Here is a 15,690-nt window from a genome sequence, read left to right on the forward strand (position 1 = left end):
GAACGAATTTCAAATTTCAAAGAACGACAATTGCAACCAATTGAAAATCTTTTAGTTACAACCGGACACTATTGAGTAGTTAGTAGTGAGTAGTTAGTACCGAGTAGTGAGTACTGAGTACTGAATACCAAGTACTTAATACTAACTACTAAATACTGATAAAGTGCCCAACGGGCCTGCCATTGTCATTCATTGGACTACACTTTAATTTAAGCTGTTTTACGCTATATTGTAAAACAAACAATTCACATACATCAGCATGGATTTTGTTCGATTAACACAGTTCTTAAAGGACTTACAGCGCAATAATAACAAGGAATGGATGGACGCCAACAGAAAGGAGTACCACAGTGTACGGGATGCCTTCATCCATTGGCTCGATAGCTTGAATGCTCAATTGGCGACCGTGGACGATGGGTACTACGACACCCCTGGTCGAAAAGGAATCAATAGGATCAACAACAACCTAATGTTCCATCCGAATAAGCCTATTTATAAGGATCATTTTGGAGCGGGACTCGATAAACGTCCCGGTACAGGGGATTTTTATATTGAAATCGGTATCACAAGGGGCATGTTCGCAGGAGGGCTGTGGCGGCCCGAACCAAAAAAATTGCGTAGCATACGCGACGCCATCGATTATGACGGAGAGCAGCTTAAAAAAATTCTGAAAAAGCCTTCCTTTAAAAAAACCTTCGGCGGGTTATATGAGGATACCAAACTGACCAATGCCCCAAAGGGATTTGCAAATGACCATCCGCACATCGATTTACTTCGTAACAAAACCTTTGCCGTGGCCAAGGAATTTCCGATAGAATGGGTATTTCAAGATGATTTTGAGACAAAGGTCATTGCTGTCTACAAAGAAATGCTTCCTTTCCGACGGTATTTGAACAGGGCGGTCACCGTGTAATAAGGTCCTAAATTTCCTTTTGATATACCTTAAAGGGAAACTATTTGTTAACGCTATTTCAAAGTTAAAATGGTATTGCCCTCACAAATATTGTGTCGCCCGGCCAACACCTAAAATTTTCGCACCAACAATTGTTTAGGAGTAGGGAGCGTGCCTATAGTCGTGCTTACTTTTTTTCGAAAACAACTTTTCCGTTAAAAATGGTCATGACCACCTTGGTGTCCAGCAATTCGTTTTCGGCAACTGTCATCAAATCTTGATCAAAAATGGTAAAGTCGGCCAATTTTCCTTTGGTGATGGACCCTTTGATGTTCTCCTCAAAAGCACCGTACGCGGCGTCTAGCGTATACGAGCGTAAGGCTTGCTCCCTGGTCATTTTTTGGTCGGGTTCATAACCATTTTCCGGTGTTCCCTTTAAGGTTTTACGGCTAACACTGGCATAAAAACTGGCAATAGGGTTTATTGGTTCCACCGGTACATCGGTCCCATTTACGATAGGAACACCGCTTTTCAAAAGGGTCTGCCACATATAGGCGCCCTCTTTGATCCGTTTTTCCCCTAACCGATCAATTGCCCAAGGCCTATCGGACGACATATGTACCGCTTGCATCGCCGGGATAACGTTCAAGGCCGCAAAACGAGGAATATCGTCAGGATGGAGGTGTTGGGCATGTTCAATACGAAAACGATGGTCCGCATTCGCAAGGGATATTTCTTTGAGCGCAACTTCATAACGATCCAATATTTCCCGATTGGCCCGATCTCCGATGGCATGTGCGCAAACCTGAAATCCATTTTGCAGCCCTTTTATGGCGGTGGACCTCACGAACTCCATCGGAAGCGTCTCATGTCCAAAATGTCCCGGTCGGTCACTATAAGATTCCAATAACCAAGCACCTCTCGATCCCAAAGCGCCATCGCAGTTGAGTTTTATGGATCGAATGGTAAGCCGGTTGTCCGGGTCTATTTCCGGGCCTTTGCCGTACCATTCTTCCAAAAGGTCCTTTTCCCAACCGGTGAGCATGGCGTATAGCCTAACGTTCATAGCGCCCGCTTTTTTTTGTTTCCGGTACAGGGCTATGGTCTCCCTACCGATTCCTGCGTCGTGAAAACTTGTGATACCGTTTTTATGGCAAGCGGCAACGGCCAAGTTAAAGGCTTTTGTATCTTTTTCCGGAGTGCTCTCGGGAATGTGTTTTGTAATGAGGGTCATGGCCCGCTCGTTAAAAATACCGGTGGGCCTTCCAAGCCCATCGCGCATGACCTCTCCACCTTCTATGGCCAATTTGTCCACTCCGTCCTTTGGTAACAGGCCGACCCCTGCAATTTCCATGGCCTTCGCGTTGGCAAAACCGGCGTGGCCGCTGGCGTGCCGCAGATAAACGGGATTATCGGGCGATACCGCGCTCAGAAGATCGTGCGTCTGAAAGCCATGAACGGTATCTTCGGGCATTTCCGACCACTTGCTTTGGTGCCATCCCCGGCCGGTTATCCACTCGCCGGGCGCCACCTTTTCCACCGCTGCGGCGACCGCATCGATAATTTCTTGATAGCTGGTGGTCTGCAATAGATCCAAATTGAGCTCATTGTATCCCAAACCCATAAAATGACCGTGGCCTTCTATGAGGCCGGGGGTCATGGTTCTTCCTTTTAGGTCTATCCGCACCGTTTCTTCCGTGGTGTATTTTTCCGCTTCTTCCAAACTTCCCGCGAAAAGAACAATACTGTCTTTGGTCGCTACCGCGGCCACGGTAGTCTGCGTAGTATCAACGGTATAAATGGGCCCTCCAAAAATCAATACCGTAGCCGATTCCTTTTGTGGGGCAGAGCATGAACTTAAAAAGAGCAAGACTGTTGAAAGCAAATAAAAAAGAGTAGGGCGCAGTTGCATAGGGTGATGATTTTAAAACGTTCGTTGCCGGGAAAATTACGATTAATGAAAGACAGAATCAAACCCAAAGCCCATATTTGTTCAGGAGATCGATTCCATTGCGCCGTAGGTGTACAAAGAGACCGTATATTAGCACTATGGCAAACAAACGGGTTAGAAATATTGAAAAAGAATTGTTGTCCGACAATTGGTATTTGTTGCATAAATACCGTTTTGAGTATCAAAAAGACGATGGCACATGGGAAACGCAAGAACGGGAGGCGTATGACCGGGGAAATGGGGCAGCGATCTTATTATACAATAAGGAAAAGGAAACCGTTGTACTGACCAGACAATTTCGAATGCCGACCTATGTAAACGGAAATGAAAGCGGTATGCTCATAGAGGTATGCGCGGGGCTTTTGGATGGAGATCATCCTGAAGATTGTATACGCAAGGAAGTTGAAGAGGAAACCGGGTATCGTATTCATAGTGTAAAAAGGGTATATGAGGCCTACATGTCACCAGGCTCGGTAACCGAAATCGTTTTTTTGTTCGTGGGCACCTATGAAGATACCATGAAGGTAAGCGAAGGGGGCGGAGCCGATGATGAAACAGAAAACATAGAGGTGTTGGAGCTGTCTTTTACCGATGCCCTAAAAATGGTGGAGACGGGAGCGATCCAAGATGCAAAGACCATCATGTTGCTTCAGTATGCCGCGTTGCATAAGTTGTTTTAGGGCCGTTTCCGAACAAATATGACGATGGGATGCGTCAATAGGTATCCCTTAATGCAGACAAAACAATTTCCATTTGCGCTTTGGTCTCTTTTACCGGACGCCGAAAATGATTGTTCATAAAACTAAAGATCAGGGTTTTTTTTGAAGCGGTCAGCAAATAACCGCTAAGACAGTAGTTATTCCCCAAGCTTCCGGATTTCGCATAAATGTAGGGCGTGTCGGTATCTTTAAACTGATTTTTTAAAGTCCCCTCGGAACTTCCTCCTGCCGGAAAAAATTGAAACAATCTGTTTTGGGGAACCTCCTTGTGCAATTTATATAAAATATGGACCAATGACTTTGGACTAAAAAGGTTGTAACGGGAAAGTCCGGAACCATCTACCCATCGGGGCATTTGTTCCAGATCGGAAAGGCCGTTCGCGAGGATGTGCTTTCGGGCGATGCTACCGCTTAAACTATCGGATAGGGTAGTGGATGCCATAATCAGCAATTGTTCCGCTAAAAAATTATCGCTTTTTAGCATCATCCTACGGTATACCGAATCGGAAGGGGTACCATACAGTATGGTATACGCTCGTTCAGGAGGAGCGGTGCCCATAAAAACAGGTTTTTCCGTTGCTTGCTCCAATAAACTTCGAATACTACTGTTATCCGCCCTAAAGGGAACAACAAGGGTATCTCCATGGGTACCGTAAGCATAAAAGGTATTTCGATGTTCTTCACGGTAGCGGTTTCTTTTGGATGGTACTACCGAATCCTGAAAATAGGGAGGAATGGCGAAAAGGGAATCCCGTTGATACAGGGTAAGGACATTTCCGTAGAGCGGAAAGCCACTTTTTTCGGGATGGTAGTAATAATCGTAATCGTCCCAGGCCCAACCGGGACCGAAACGATCGTCATAAAAATTGTCAAGGGATAATGAAACGTATGGCTGTTCCGCGCTTTGAAGAAACCGTAGTGCCGTACTGTCCATAAAGTAAGGGTGTAACAATGTAGGGTCTCCCGTACCTTGAATAAAAAGGGTGTCCGATTTGGCGCTGTAACGCATTGCCGGCATCTGATCTGGCAAAAGCCTCAAGCTGGAATAAAGGGTCGCTATTTTGGTATTGCTTGCCGGGGTGAAGTAGCGGTCACCGTTAAAATTATACAGGGTATCGCGGGTATCGGCATCGATTACAAAAAGCCCCGTAAACTGATTTTGGTACTGTTCCGACATCAGCAAAGGGTGTATCTTCCGGTGCACTTTGCGCGATTTTGTTGAACCACAGCCCGATACCGTCATCAACAAAAATAGTATTACGAACGGCGGTTTTTTTAAGAATTTCATAAAATAAGAAAGGGCTTGAATATCGATATCTAGGGCGTTTAACACTAAATTAGTTATTTTTTAACTAGGTGGCCGCAATAAAAAGCTGGTTTTTTTGTTAACTTGGGTGTAACAACTCACTTAAACATTTTGATATATGCCTAGAGCTATGCTGGAGTACACTAAAACAGTTCTCCAAAAAGTTAGTTTTGACACGAAATTGTTTTGTAAGGAGGTAGAAAAAGCGATTCAAAGATTACTTCCTAACGAAGTCGAAGAACTAAAACACTGGTTGCGTCAATTTTTAACCGACAAGCCGGAACTACACGAAAGTTTAATTTTTTTAAAAGCATAAGAAAAGCCCCGACATCCGTTGGGGCTTTTTTTTGGCCATGTTGGTAACACTACCTTTCAGGGAAATTCCTCAAAAAGGATTATAGTCGTCCCGTAACCGGCTCGTTTCGGTCGCTACCACCAATAATCAAAAAGTCGGTAGCACGTTTACAAACATCGAACAGGGGCGTCAGGGATAGTTGACCATGACACTAAGAACGGTTCAAGGGGCTGATAATCTTCACGTCCTGAAAGGCAATGGCCCCTCTGACCACTCCCGAAATCACCTCGTGCATGGCCTCGATAATTTGTATTTTCAGTTCATTTTTATGATAGATCAGGCTGACCTCCCTAGCGGGACTGGGGTCGTTAAAATGTCGCAGGTTCTTGTTTTTGTCGCCGTCGAGCCCTAAAGTGTTCAAAAAGGGAAGGAGCGTCATGCCCATTCCCTCGTCCGATAGGTTCACCAAGGTTTCGAAACTGCCGCTTTGCAACTGAAAATGGTCGTCCTTAATGTTTTTAGGAACCTTACAGAGATTGATGACGCCGTCCCTAAAGCAATGCCCGTCCTGTAACAATAGAATATCGTTGATTTCCAAATCGGCGGGATCTATTTTTTTTCGGTCGTTCAAACGGTGGCTCGGCGGTACATAACCTACAAAAGGCTCGTAATACAGGGGGCGCTCCTTAATAAAAGCCGTTTCCAAAGGGGTTGCCGCAATGGCGGCATCCAAATGGCCCTCCTGTATGTTCTGTATCATGGTTTCGGTACCTTGCTCCTTTATGATCAGGTTTACCTTAGGATACCTTTTAATAAAGGTTTTCAAGAACATGGGCAGTAGCGTTGGCATAATGGTAGGAATGATACCCAAGGTAAAATCGCCGCCGATAAAACCTTTGTCCTGATCTACGATATCTTTAATGCGCTCCGCTTCGTTGACGATATTCTTGGCCTGTGCGATAATTTTTTCACCTACTTGCGTAATGCCGATCGGTTTTTTGCCCCGGTCAAAAATACGAACGTCCAGTTCATCTTCCAGCTTTTGTACCTGCATGCTCAAAGTAGGTTGGGTAACAAAACTTTTTTGCGCGGCAAGGGTGAAGTTTTGGTGTTCCGCTACCGCGAGCACGTATTGCAATTGCGTTATGGTCATTTACTATAGGTTTACAAGATAAAAATATAAAAAAGCATCGATTTAACTTATAGTATTGTTTCTTTTTTAACGACCGGCGCTCGGTAATGCCAAGTTATGTTGTGTTCGAATTTGAACGTTATAGTTGCGTTTGAAAGTGCGCCCTTATAGGTTTCACATGATATTTGTTTTGACGGTTGGGGTAGGGCCGCTTTCATCAGTGTTGTCAAAGCGCGGTCGGCACTAAGGTGCAACGGTACGACATCGCTACGAATGGCATGATCTCTACGTTCTCGACAGGGTTAATGGTTCGGGGTAAGATCAATCGTATTGAATTTCTTAATGCTCGGTAGTAAAGGAGAGGGTACTTTGAGCGTCGTTTTCTGTTGTAGTGAAACGACCCGAACGGACATTAAAAAAGATGCCTTGATGAGGGGCATCTTTTAACTTTAAAGAAATCCTACGGTTTGTTATAGGCGTAAGGAGCGTTCAGGATTTCGAAAGCGTTTGCCGTCGATCAATTTCTTAATTGACCTGAACCTTTTAGATTCGAACGTTCTTTCGAAGCGTCCGGTATGGGAAAGATTGATGAGTGCTTTCATGATTGTTGTTTTTTGATGTTTTTCGTAAATACCGTTAGCGGTTGAACTTTCGGTACTGTGCCCATTGCGCTCTTTTGCTGTTTCCCAATATGGAAAAGTACTGTCCGGTTTTCGATTCTGTTGCGGTTTTGTTGCTTGCTGCTTTCATGATCGTTGTTTTTTGATGTTTCTAGTGAATGTTTTTTAGCGGTTGAACTTTCGGTACTGTGCCCATTGTGCTCTTTTGCTGTTTCCCAATATGGAAAAGTACTGTCCTGTTTTCGATTCTGTTGCGGTTTTGTTGCTTGCTGCTTTCATGATCGTTGTTTTTTGTTGTTTTTAGTGGATGTTGTTTAACGGTTGAACTTTCGGTACTGTGCCCATTGCGCTCTTTTACTGTTTCCCAAGATGGAGAAGTACTGTCCGGTTTTCGATTCTGTTGCGGTTTTGTTGCTTGCTGCTTTCATGATCGTTGTTTTTTGTTGTTTTTAGTGGATGCTGTTTAGCGGTTGAACTTTCGGTACTGTGCCCATTGTGCTCTTTTGCTGTTTCCCAAGATGGAGAAGTACTGTCCGGTTTTCGATTCTGTTGCTGTTTTGTTGCTTGCTGCTTTCATAATATGTTTTTTAATGTTGTTTTTAATTGATGATGTAAAACTAGTTGCTTTGTATCGGCGGTTGAAATTCGGATCACCCAGTTGTAATTTTTGATGACTGAATTGTAAATGCGACCGTCCAAACAATTTTAATACTCGGGATTTTTATACTTGGCCCAAGCGAAAGACCGGTTGTTGCCGGGAACGGTAAAGTGCGCTAACGCTTTATTTGTAATGGCCGTATTGCTATTGATCGTGTTCATATTGTGGTTTTTTATAAAGATCGTTCGTTGTTGTATGATTGACTTGTACTAAAAGACGACGCAAGAATTGTTTTGTTACAGTACTATGTATAAAAAGGTACTATTTTAATATTTTATTAACATTTAAAAATATATAAATTATTGATTATTAGAATTTTATGTTTTTTTTTAGGAAACTCCGAAGAGCGTGAAAAAACAAATTTCTCTTTTAAATCTGCTTAAAGCAATACTGTAATTACTACTATAAGAACGATTCTAAAACCAAGGTTTCAACGTTCCTAACGATGCCAAATCGCTTATCATATGTTTAAAGTGGGGGGCATGATTGCCCGGATTCTTACTTTTACAATGGTACGACCGTTACCACGATTACCTGAATGATGAAGAAGAGTAAAAACGGGATCAACAAATGGCCCATAACATCACGTGCCTGTAATCGAACACCTTTTGCCATTATCGGTAGTACCAATAAAAGATAGAACGGTTGAAGCATATTGCTCAGGCTTTCGCCATAGGCTATGGATAATGAAGCTCTCGATACCATTGCCGTAATCTGCTGCTCGGGCAGCCCATGCCCCAGTTCTTGTACAGCGGCTAGCATGCCCGGCCCCACAACGGCAAATTCCCCACCCGCCGAGGGAATGGCGAAATTGACCACACCACCGGTCAAATAAGCGAAGAAAGGAAAGGTATCTACAGTAGCCACAGTTGCTAGGCCTTCGGCCAGTTGGTTGCCCAAACCGGTATATCCCATAATTCCCATGATACCGGCATAAAAGGGATATTGAAAAAGCACGCCCGAAACATTACTACTGGCCCGTTTCATGGCGATAACAAAACCGATCGGGGTTTTATGCAATGCCATTCCAAGTATCAGGAAGATAAAGATCATAATATTGAAATTCAGGTCCAATCCTTTTGTGGCAAAGTGATATACGATATAACTGACGCCCATTATGGTGATTAAGGCCTGTAACGGCATGCTGTGGTTAAGTCGGTCGGAAACGTTCCTTTTTTCGGAAACATTGCTTTCCGCTTCCCGTTCGATACTTGGTTCCTTCATTTCCGAGGACGCTGGGCGAAGATCTTCCAATGCTTTCGATTGCGGTTTCTTTGGCGCCAAAAGCACCATTAACAAGGGAGCACCGAAAACCATAAGCCCCATCATGGTCAGATTTAATGGGGAGCCCAGGGTAGCGGAAGAAGGAACGACATCGGAGAGGATACCTTCCTTGATGAGAAAGTTATTCTCGGTATTCAATAATAAAGGTATGGAGCTCGACAGTCCCATTACCCAACTGTTCATTGAAATGTATACGCAGGCGATCAGAAAAGGATAGTGCACCCCTTTTATTCGAAGCGCCAGTTCCCGGGCCAACACGGCGGTAATGACCAGCCAACCAAAACTGACCAGGGATAGCAGCATCCCGATCATGACCACAAACAGGTACGTTTGAAAAGGGGTTTTGATGAAGCGTGTCATCAAATCAATACCCTTGTTCACGCTGGGGGACAATGCAATGGCAAAACCGGTAATAATGATCAGTACAATCTGCATACCGAATGCCAAGAGGTCAAAAAAACCATCGTACCATGCTATGATGATACCCATAGGAGAGGTGTCCGTACATAAGAGCGCGGCGATGACAACGATCAAGGTCAATAAAATGGCGAACACGAAGGCGTCCGGCATGTACTTTTGAAACCATTTGGTCACCTGCTCCCCAAGTTCGCGTACCATTAGTATCCTTAATTTGGAAGAACTGTAGCGGGTAATAGTTCCTCTGTTATGGTATTGTTTGTAGCACTTACGTAATATGCCCGTTGCGAAACATCGAGCGCCAGGGCTTTGTGGACCGCTCCATCAATAAAATGGATTGCCGCTCCATCGTCACAAGCATAACCATCGGACAAGTGCCCGTTCAATATGTTGTTATGGTATAAAGGGCGTCGGGAGGCTTCCGAATTGTAATGCGGGCAATGGCTTTTGTCTATAAATCCCATACCGTGAACGATGCTGAGCTCTTTTGGTCGGGAGTCCGTTGTACCTCCATTGAACCAACATAGGGATCCTGCACTACCGCCACCCATGACTACGCCATTGTCGTAGGCGGCTTTTAAGAGGACATCGATGCCCTGTGCCTTCCAAATGGCCAACATGTTCAGGGTGTTTCCCCCACCGACCACTATAGCGTCCATCTTTTGAATGATTTCCGCATAGGTTTCTTGCTGGGAATACGAACTGATCCATACGTTTAACACATGCGGGACCACCGGCAGCGTTTTACATACTTCGTAAAAGCGATCGATATATCCTACATCATCACCACTGGCCGTTGGAACAAAGCAAATATTGGGATGTTCCTTTCCGGTCATTTCCGCAAGGTAGCGCAACAAAGGGCGGGTATGCTTCCCACTGCCATACGCAAGGAGTTGTTTTTTCATACTGAACCGTTTTACCGAACCGTCGGGGAATGAAATATAGCAACCCGCTTACATTTGATTGCTATACTGTTCCCGACAATGGACTGACACAAAAGTGTTTTCCTCTTCCATATAAAGGTAATCATCATACAACAGAATTGGAAGAAACCGGCGCAAACTGCTAACCAAATTTGAAAAGGCTATCACGGGAACATATTGCCGTAGGCGTTGGAGTTGTTTGTGCTTTTAGGAGAATGCTTTAATTAGGAATTGCTGTCCTTTTTACCTTGTCCACGATTTCTGTTTCCGGTATTTTTTCCACCGTTGGTATTGTTCCTGTTCCTATTTCTGTTCCGATTGCGATTTCGGTTCCTGTTCCTGTTCCGGTTTCTGTTCTGGTTAGGGGAAGCAGGCGCCTTTTTTGCAGGGGAACGATCCTGGTTTTCATCCTCGGCATGGTTTTCCCCCTCGTCAACGAACTGGTGCTCGGGCATTCGCGGTACCTGTTGTTTGATCAATTTTTCGATATCACGGAGATAAGGGCGTTCTTCCTTGTCGCAAAAAGAAAGTGCTATACCACTGGCACTGGCCCTTCCGGTCCGGCCAATACGGTGCACGTAGGTTTCGGGCACATTGGGAAGGTCGAAATTGATTACCAGGGAAAGCTCTTCTACATCAATGCCCCTTGCAGCAATATCGGTGGCGACCAATACCTTTAGTTTACCGTCCTTAAAAGCCCCTAAGGCCTTTTGGCGGGCCGTTTGCGATTTGTTTCCATGAATGGCCGCGGACCGGATATCGGCCTGGGCCAGTTTTTTTACAATCTTGTTCGCCCCGTGTTTTGTTCTAGAGAAGACCAATACCGAATCGTTGGCTTTTTCATGTAACAAATGGATGAGTAGTTTGGGCTTGTTTTTTTTGCTTACAAAATAAACGCCCTGGGTTACTTTTTCGGCCGTGGCCTGTTCCGGTTTAATGGTCACCCGTTCAAAATCGCCGAGTAATTGTCCCGAAAGTTCCACAATGGCTTTGGGCATGGTTGCCGAAAAGAAAAGGGACTGTCTTTGTTTTGGGAGTTTGGAGATGATCTTCCGTACGTCGTGAATAAAGCCCATATCCAGCATCTGGTCCGCTTCGTCCAGTACCACATAGTCCAAATGTTGGAAAGAGATAAATCCTTGGTTCATCAGATCCAGTAATCTTCCGGGAGTGGCGATCAAAATGTCGACACCGTTTCGCAGCGCATTTACCTGCTTGCCCTGTTTTACACCCCCAAAAATGACGGTATTTCTTAAACCGGTATGTTTGCCATAAGTGGTAATACTTTCACCGATCTGTATGGCCAATTCCCGGGTAGGGGTTACGATCAAGGCCTTTATTTTCCTTTTTCCCCGGTTTTCGTTGGTTTGGCCGTTTCGGTACAAATGGTCCAAGATCGGTATTCCAAAGGCAGCGGTTTTTCCGGTTCCCGTTTGGGCGACCCCTAGCAGGTCCTTGCCCTTTAGAAGTATGGGAATGGCCTGTTGTTGAATAGGGGTGGGGCTGGTGTATCCCTCGGCATCGATGGCCCTGAGTATCGGTTCGGCAATGCCGAGCGCTTTAAACGTCATATACAATTGTTAATGATCGGCAAAGGTAGGGTAACCGAACGGATATCGTAGCTTTTTATTGGTCGTGTGTCGTGCCGGTTCAAAAACCGGAAATGTGCTTACTCGAAAAGAACCGTTTCCGAAAGGTCGAACCACGATTTGTAGTAGGCACGGTGCATTTGCTCGATAGTGTTTCGTTTTACTTTTAAAGTAGGGGTAATACAGCCATTGTCAACGGTCCACTCTTCTTTCATGACCACTACTTTTTCTATTTTTTCATGTTTTTCGAGCGTTTGGTTCAGTTCGGAACGGGTCGTTTCCAAGCTACTGCTCAACTCCAACCTAGGTTTTTCCTTGCCGGCCAGGGAAGGGGTGATCAGGGCAATGGGTTGCGGGATTCCGGTTCCTACGATACATATTTGGTCGATGTCGGTATTTTTCGATAGCGCAAGTTCTATGGGAGCGGGCGCAATGTACTTGCCCTTATCGGTCTTAAACTGGTCCTTCAATCGTCCCGTAATGGTAAGGTAACCGTCGTGGTCGTATTCTCCCACATCCCCGGTCTTTAAAAAACCATCGCTCGTAAAGGTGGCCTTGGTAGCTTCGGGAGCTTCAAAATACCCGAGCAGCAAACAGTCGTTTTTTATACATATTTCTCCTTCTGGCGACAGCTTCGTAAGCACTCCTTTTAGCGGTTTGCCCACACTGCCGATTTTGTTGGCCCCGGGCACATTGGTATGGGAAACGATACAATCCTCCGTCATCCCGTACATTTGGTTTACGGCAATGCCGAGTTTTGCGTACCAATGCAAAAGCGATTTTGCCATTGGTGCCGCCCCGGAAACGATAATACGGGCATCCCTTAACCCCAATTTTTTTCGTAACTTATTTTTAATTAGATTTTTAAGTAGAGGTATTTTAAGTAATACATTCAATTTTTTTTGTGGAAGTTGCTCCAATATCTTCTCTTGGAATTTGGTCATGATCCGGGGTACGGCCCCAAAGGAATGGGGTTGGGCCGCCTCTAGGTCTCGTGCAAACGTATCCAACGATTCCGCAAAAAATATTTGTGCGCCCATAAGCATTCCCCGCATTTCTACCCCTGCGCGTTCCGCAATATGGGACAACGGCAAATAGGAAAACAGTTTCGGATGTTCGGGAAGTGCTACCAAATCTACAAGCGCAGCGGCGCTCGTCATAAAATTACCTGCACTGTGCATAACGCCTTTTGGCTTTCCGGTAGTCCCTGAGGTATAGATCAAGGTGGTCAGTTCCTCTGGTTTTTGTTGATGTGGAGTCGTTAGGGGCGGATGTTGCTCCAAAAGCCCTTCCCATAAAAGTGCGGTAGTATGGCCGTAAGCAGCTACCCCGATTTTGGTTATGCCCGATATACCGGCTTCTTGCGACTCAAAATCATCCAACTTCCCGATAAAAATGGCCTTGGCATGGCTCAATTGTAGAATTTGCGCAATGGAATCCGCGTTCAACGTAGGATATATGGGTACGGAAACATGTCCCGCCATCATAATGGCCAGGTCCGCCATAAACCAATGCGAGCAGTTTTTGGAGAGCAGGGCGATCTGGCTTCTTGGTGGTAGGTCGAGCGCAATGATCGCCGATGCTATTTTTCTCGCCTCTAGTCCCGCTTCGCCATACGTATGTTCGGTGTACGTTCCGTTGACCGGTTGGCGCAGAAAAATACGGTCCGCATCATTCTGTTCCCAGTAAAAAAAAGCTTCCAATGGAGTGTTGAAATTGGGCATATAAGGCTGTTATTGATTTTATTAAAGATACTCATTTTAGGTGAAGGTTTATCCTTTGACGGTAAGCTGCATTTCTTGTTTGGGGGCTTTGCGGACCGTGATTTAAAAACGATGGCCTTTCCTTGGGCGTGTTATCCGGTGTTCTTTTCCCATGGTGCCCGCCCGGATTACGGTTCAGTATCCGAAAACGACAATTGGGTAGTTTTTTTTCCGTTGCATATCCATCAAACCCCATTTTTGTGGTTGAACAATAAAATGACGGGGCGCAGCGGTAGTTTCTGGTTGAGCTGCTGTTCGGGGATTTTCCTACCTTTATCCTTGGTGTTAAAAGGGTATGGCCCTGCATAGCAAATAGCGTCGAATTTATAACAGAACGGAAAATTTAGCATGATCGATTACAAAAAGCATTTGAAAAATGGGATTATAGTGGCTTTTTCCCTGTATTTGGTTTTTTTGATGGTCAACTTTTTCTTAGGCAGGTTCGACGACGGGATAACGGCCTATTATTTATGGACCAGTTTTTGGGAAAATTTTGTTTTCTCCATGCTGCTTTTCGTCACCAATACCATTTGGTTCGAATATGTGACACGGAAATACAAGAAAACGTTGTTTCGGCCGAAACCGTTGACCACTGCTTTTTTCGGGCATGTGGTGGTTTCCATGTTGGGAATCTTTACCGCTCATATCATCATCTATGTGGGTATTCACGAAAAGGATTTTGCAACGGTCCTTAAGGGTGGCAGTGCCGCCGATTATCTGATTTCGCTGACGACATCCATTGTGGTAGTCACTATTTTTTACGTGATTTGGTACTACAAAAACCGACAGGACCGGCGCGTAAAAGAACAGAAGATCATTGCCGGTGCGGCCTCTGCAAAATTCGATGCCCTAAAAAACCAACTAGATCCCCATTTCTTGTTCAACAGTTTGAACGTGCTTACCAGTTTAATTGAGGAAGATCCCTATCAGGCACAAAAGTTCACCACTTCCCTGAGTAAGGTATACCGTTACGTGCTGGAGCAAAAAAACAAGGAACTGGTTTCGGTAGATGAGGAATTGCGCTTTGCAAAAACCTACGTTCGCTTATTAAAAATGCGTTTTGAAGATAGTATCGTGTTCGATATTCCCGAAATGGAAAACATACCGGAGGCGCATATTATACCATTGTCCTTGCAACTGTTGCTGGAAAATGCCGTGAAACATAACATCGTTATGAAAACAAAACCGTTGCATCTAAAGGTGTTCGCCGAGGAGGGCTATTTGGTGGTGTCGAACAATCTTCAGGAAAAACAAGTGGTTAAAAAGAGCAGTGGCGTAGGCCTTCAAAACATACGGCAACGATACGAACTGTTGACCGACCAAAAAGTAATCATTGATAAAACGGCATCGGACTTTCAGGTACGGATCCCCATGTTGAAAAAGCAAGTATCCGCGGTGGAGGGTCAAAAAAACTACATCGAGGACAAGCGATACCATAAGGCCAAAGAGCGGGTAGCGGCGGTAAAAAGTTTTTATGGGAACCTGTTCAGTTTTTGTATCGTCATCCCGTTTTTAGCCTTTTTAAACTATAAGACCACCAGTTTTCCTTGGGTCATTTTCCCGATTTTGGGATGGGGCTATGGTTTGGCCGTGCATGGTTTGGAAGCGTACCGAATTCATCCGCTCTGGGGGAAAAAATGGGAAGAGCGCAAATTGCGGGAACTTATGGAGGACGAACACTTCTGAGCAATTTTAAAGTAGGATCGTATCCATATTACGGTTCGTCCCCAAAAAAATACAGTTCGGAACACCTTTCTTTAAAACCGTTTAAAGCGTTCCGATATTTGTACCAAATAATAAAATCATAGAAGTATGAACTTTTTGGAAAACGATGATGCTAAATACATGCGGGCAAAGGAACGTGTTGCTTTGATCAAAAAGTTCTACACCAGTGTATTGTCGTACATCGTGGTCATTTCATTTTTGGCCTATTTGAATTACGAGGGCGACAAGTGGGGTTATGCCTGGTTTCTTTGGCCCGCCCTGGGTTGGGGTATCGGCCTGTTGTTTCAAGGTGCAAAAGCTTTCGGTTGGAATCCGTTTTTTGGAAAACAATGGGAGGAACGTAAAATGAAAGAATTCATGGAGGACGATCGCTCATCCGATCGATGGAAACAACAATAACGACTAAAAAGAAAAAG

Annotated in this window: 13 protein-coding genes; 5 read left to right on the forward strand and 8 right to left on the reverse strand. The window is 44.8% G+C overall.

From position 1 onward, the window contains the following. Nucleotides 1-259: 259 nt before the first annotated feature. The gene (locus tag ACRD7P_RS09485; RefSeq protein ID WP_430907316.1) at nucleotides 260-913 is read left to right on the forward strand and encodes a DUF2461 domain-containing protein; all 654 of its coding nucleotides are present in this window, start codon (nucleotides 260-262) and stop codon (nucleotides 911-913) included. A 166-nt stretch (nucleotides 914-1,079) separates the two neighbouring features. Here ACRD7P_RS09485 and ACRD7P_RS09490 read toward each other — a convergent pair whose 3' ends face one another. Next, nucleotides 1,080-2,804, reverse strand: a complete 1,725-nt coding sequence (locus tag ACRD7P_RS09490) for an amidohydrolase (protein WP_430907317.1) — start codon at nucleotides 2,802-2,804, stop codon at nucleotides 1,080-1,082. A gap of 137 nt (nucleotides 2,805-2,941) precedes the next feature. Between ACRD7P_RS09490 and nudK the strand changes: the two genes are divergently transcribed. Further along, nucleotides 2,942-3,523 (forward strand): GDP-mannose pyrophosphatase NudK, encoded by a 582-nt coding sequence (gene nudK, locus ACRD7P_RS09495; RefSeq protein ID WP_430907318.1) that lies wholly within the window; start codon nucleotides 2,942-2,944, stop codon nucleotides 3,521-3,523. Nucleotides 3,524-3,557: 34 nt separating this feature from the next. Here nudK and ACRD7P_RS09500 read toward each other — a convergent pair whose 3' ends face one another. Next, a complete protein-coding gene (locus ACRD7P_RS09500; RefSeq protein WP_430907319.1) occupies nucleotides 3,558-4,895 on the reverse strand; it encodes a D-alanyl-D-alanine carboxypeptidase/D-alanyl-D-alanine-endopeptidase in 1,338 nt (445 codons plus the stop codon). Nucleotides 4,896-4,986: 91 nt separating this feature from the next. Here ACRD7P_RS09500 and ACRD7P_RS09505 point away from each other — a divergent pair, with 91 nt between their 5' ends. Continuing rightward, entirely contained in the window at nucleotides 4,987-5,184 is a 198-nt protein-coding gene (locus ACRD7P_RS09505) for a hypothetical protein (protein ID WP_430907320.1), read from the forward strand. 190 nt (nucleotides 5,185-5,374) lie between these two features. Here ACRD7P_RS09505 and ACRD7P_RS09510 read toward each other — a convergent pair whose 3' ends face one another. From ACRD7P_RS09510 to ACRD7P_RS09535, 6 genes are all read right to left on the reverse strand, one after another. After that, entirely contained in the window at nucleotides 5,375-6,316 is a 942-nt protein-coding gene (locus tag ACRD7P_RS09510; protein WP_430907321.1) for a LysR substrate-binding domain-containing protein, read from the reverse strand. Between the two features lie 449 nt (nucleotides 6,317-6,765). Beyond that, the gene (locus tag ACRD7P_RS09515; RefSeq protein WP_430907322.1) at nucleotides 6,766-6,897 is read right to left on the reverse strand and encodes a hypothetical protein; all 132 of its coding nucleotides are present in this window, start codon (nucleotides 6,895-6,897) and stop codon (nucleotides 6,766-6,768) included. Between the two features lie 1,180 nt (nucleotides 6,898-8,077). Next, the gene (locus tag ACRD7P_RS09520; protein WP_430907323.1) at nucleotides 8,078-9,475 is read right to left on the reverse strand and encodes a short-chain fatty acid transporter; all 1,398 of its coding nucleotides are present in this window, start codon (nucleotides 9,473-9,475) and stop codon (nucleotides 8,078-8,080) included. An 8-nt stretch (nucleotides 9,476-9,483) separates the two neighbouring features. Next, nucleotides 9,484-10,179, reverse strand: a complete 696-nt coding sequence (locus tag ACRD7P_RS09525) for a Type 1 glutamine amidotransferase-like domain-containing protein (protein ID WP_430907324.1) — start codon at nucleotides 10,177-10,179, stop codon at nucleotides 9,484-9,486. A gap of 242 nt (nucleotides 10,180-10,421) precedes the next feature. Next, complete coding sequence (locus ACRD7P_RS09530; protein ID WP_430907325.1) at nucleotides 10,422-11,768, reverse strand: DEAD/DEAH box helicase; 1,347 nt, start codon at nucleotides 11,766-11,768, stop codon at nucleotides 10,422-10,424. A gap of 98 nt (nucleotides 11,769-11,866) precedes the next feature. Then, nucleotides 11,867-13,510: an AMP-binding protein gene (locus ACRD7P_RS09535; protein WP_430907326.1), complete on the reverse strand. Its 1,644-nt coding sequence runs from the start codon at nucleotides 13,508-13,510 to the stop codon at nucleotides 11,867-11,869. A 387-nt stretch (nucleotides 13,511-13,897) separates the two neighbouring features. On the opposite strand from ACRD7P_RS09535, the gene ACRD7P_RS09540 reads away from it, so the two are divergent. Then, nucleotides 13,898-15,235, forward strand: a complete 1,338-nt coding sequence (locus tag ACRD7P_RS09540; protein WP_430907327.1) for a histidine kinase — start codon at nucleotides 13,898-13,900, stop codon at nucleotides 15,233-15,235. Nucleotides 15,236-15,361: 126 nt separating this feature from the next. Then, nucleotides 15,362-15,673 carry a 2TM domain-containing protein gene (locus ACRD7P_RS09545; RefSeq protein WP_430907328.1) on the forward strand — a complete coding sequence of 104 codons (312 nt, stop codon included), beginning with the start codon at nucleotides 15,362-15,364 and terminating at the stop codon, nucleotides 15,671-15,673. The last annotated feature ends 17 nt before the right edge of the window (nucleotides 15,674-15,690 follow it).

It is taken from the genome of Maribacter sp. 2-571, assembly GCF_050589625.1.
GTDB lineage: Bacteria > Bacteroidota > Bacteroidia > Flavobacteriales > Flavobacteriaceae > Pelagihabitans.

Excerpts from the sequence above, each read along its gene's own strand:
- ACRD7P_RS09530 (WP_430907325.1), bottom strand. The coding sequence starts at position 11,768 with ATGACGTTTAAAGCGCTCGGCATTGCCGAACCGATACTCAGGGCCATC.
- ACRD7P_RS09525 (WP_430907324.1), bottom strand. The coding sequence starts at position 10,179 with ATGAAAAAACAACTCCTTGCGTATGGCAGTGGGAAGCATACCCGCCCT.
- ACRD7P_RS09505 (WP_430907320.1), top strand. The coding sequence starts at position 4,987 with ATGCCTAGAGCTATGCTGGAGTACACTAAAACAGTTCTCCAAAAAGTT.
- nudK (WP_430907318.1), top strand. The coding sequence starts at position 2,942 with ATGGCAAACAAACGGGTTAGAAATATTGAAAAAGAATTGTTGTCCGAC.
- ACRD7P_RS09540 (WP_430907327.1), top strand. The coding sequence starts at position 13,898 with ATGATCGATTACAAAAAGCATTTGAAAAATGGGATTATAGTGGCTTTT.
- ACRD7P_RS09520 (WP_430907323.1), bottom strand. The coding sequence starts at position 9,475 with ATGGTACGCGAACTTGGGGAGCAGGTGACCAAATGGTTTCAAAAGTAC.
- ACRD7P_RS09545 (WP_430907328.1), top strand. The coding sequence starts at position 15,362 with ATGAACTTTTTGGAAAACGATGATGCTAAATACATGCGGGCAAAGGAA.
- ACRD7P_RS09535 (WP_430907326.1), bottom strand. The coding sequence starts at position 13,510 with ATGCCCAATTTCAACACTCCATTGGAAGCTTTTTTTTACTGGGAACAG.
- ACRD7P_RS09515 (WP_430907322.1), bottom strand. The coding sequence starts at position 6,897 with ATGAAAGCACTCATCAATCTTTCCCATACCGGACGCTTCGAAAGAACG.
- ACRD7P_RS09485 (WP_430907316.1), top strand. The coding sequence starts at position 260 with ATGGATTTTGTTCGATTAACACAGTTCTTAAAGGACTTACAGCGCAAT.
- ACRD7P_RS09490 (WP_430907317.1), bottom strand. The coding sequence starts at position 2,804 with ATGCAACTGCGCCCTACTCTTTTTTATTTGCTTTCAACAGTCTTGCTC.
- ACRD7P_RS09510 (WP_430907321.1), bottom strand. The coding sequence starts at position 6,316 with ATGACCATAACGCAATTGCAATACGTGCTCGCGGTAGCGGAACACCAA.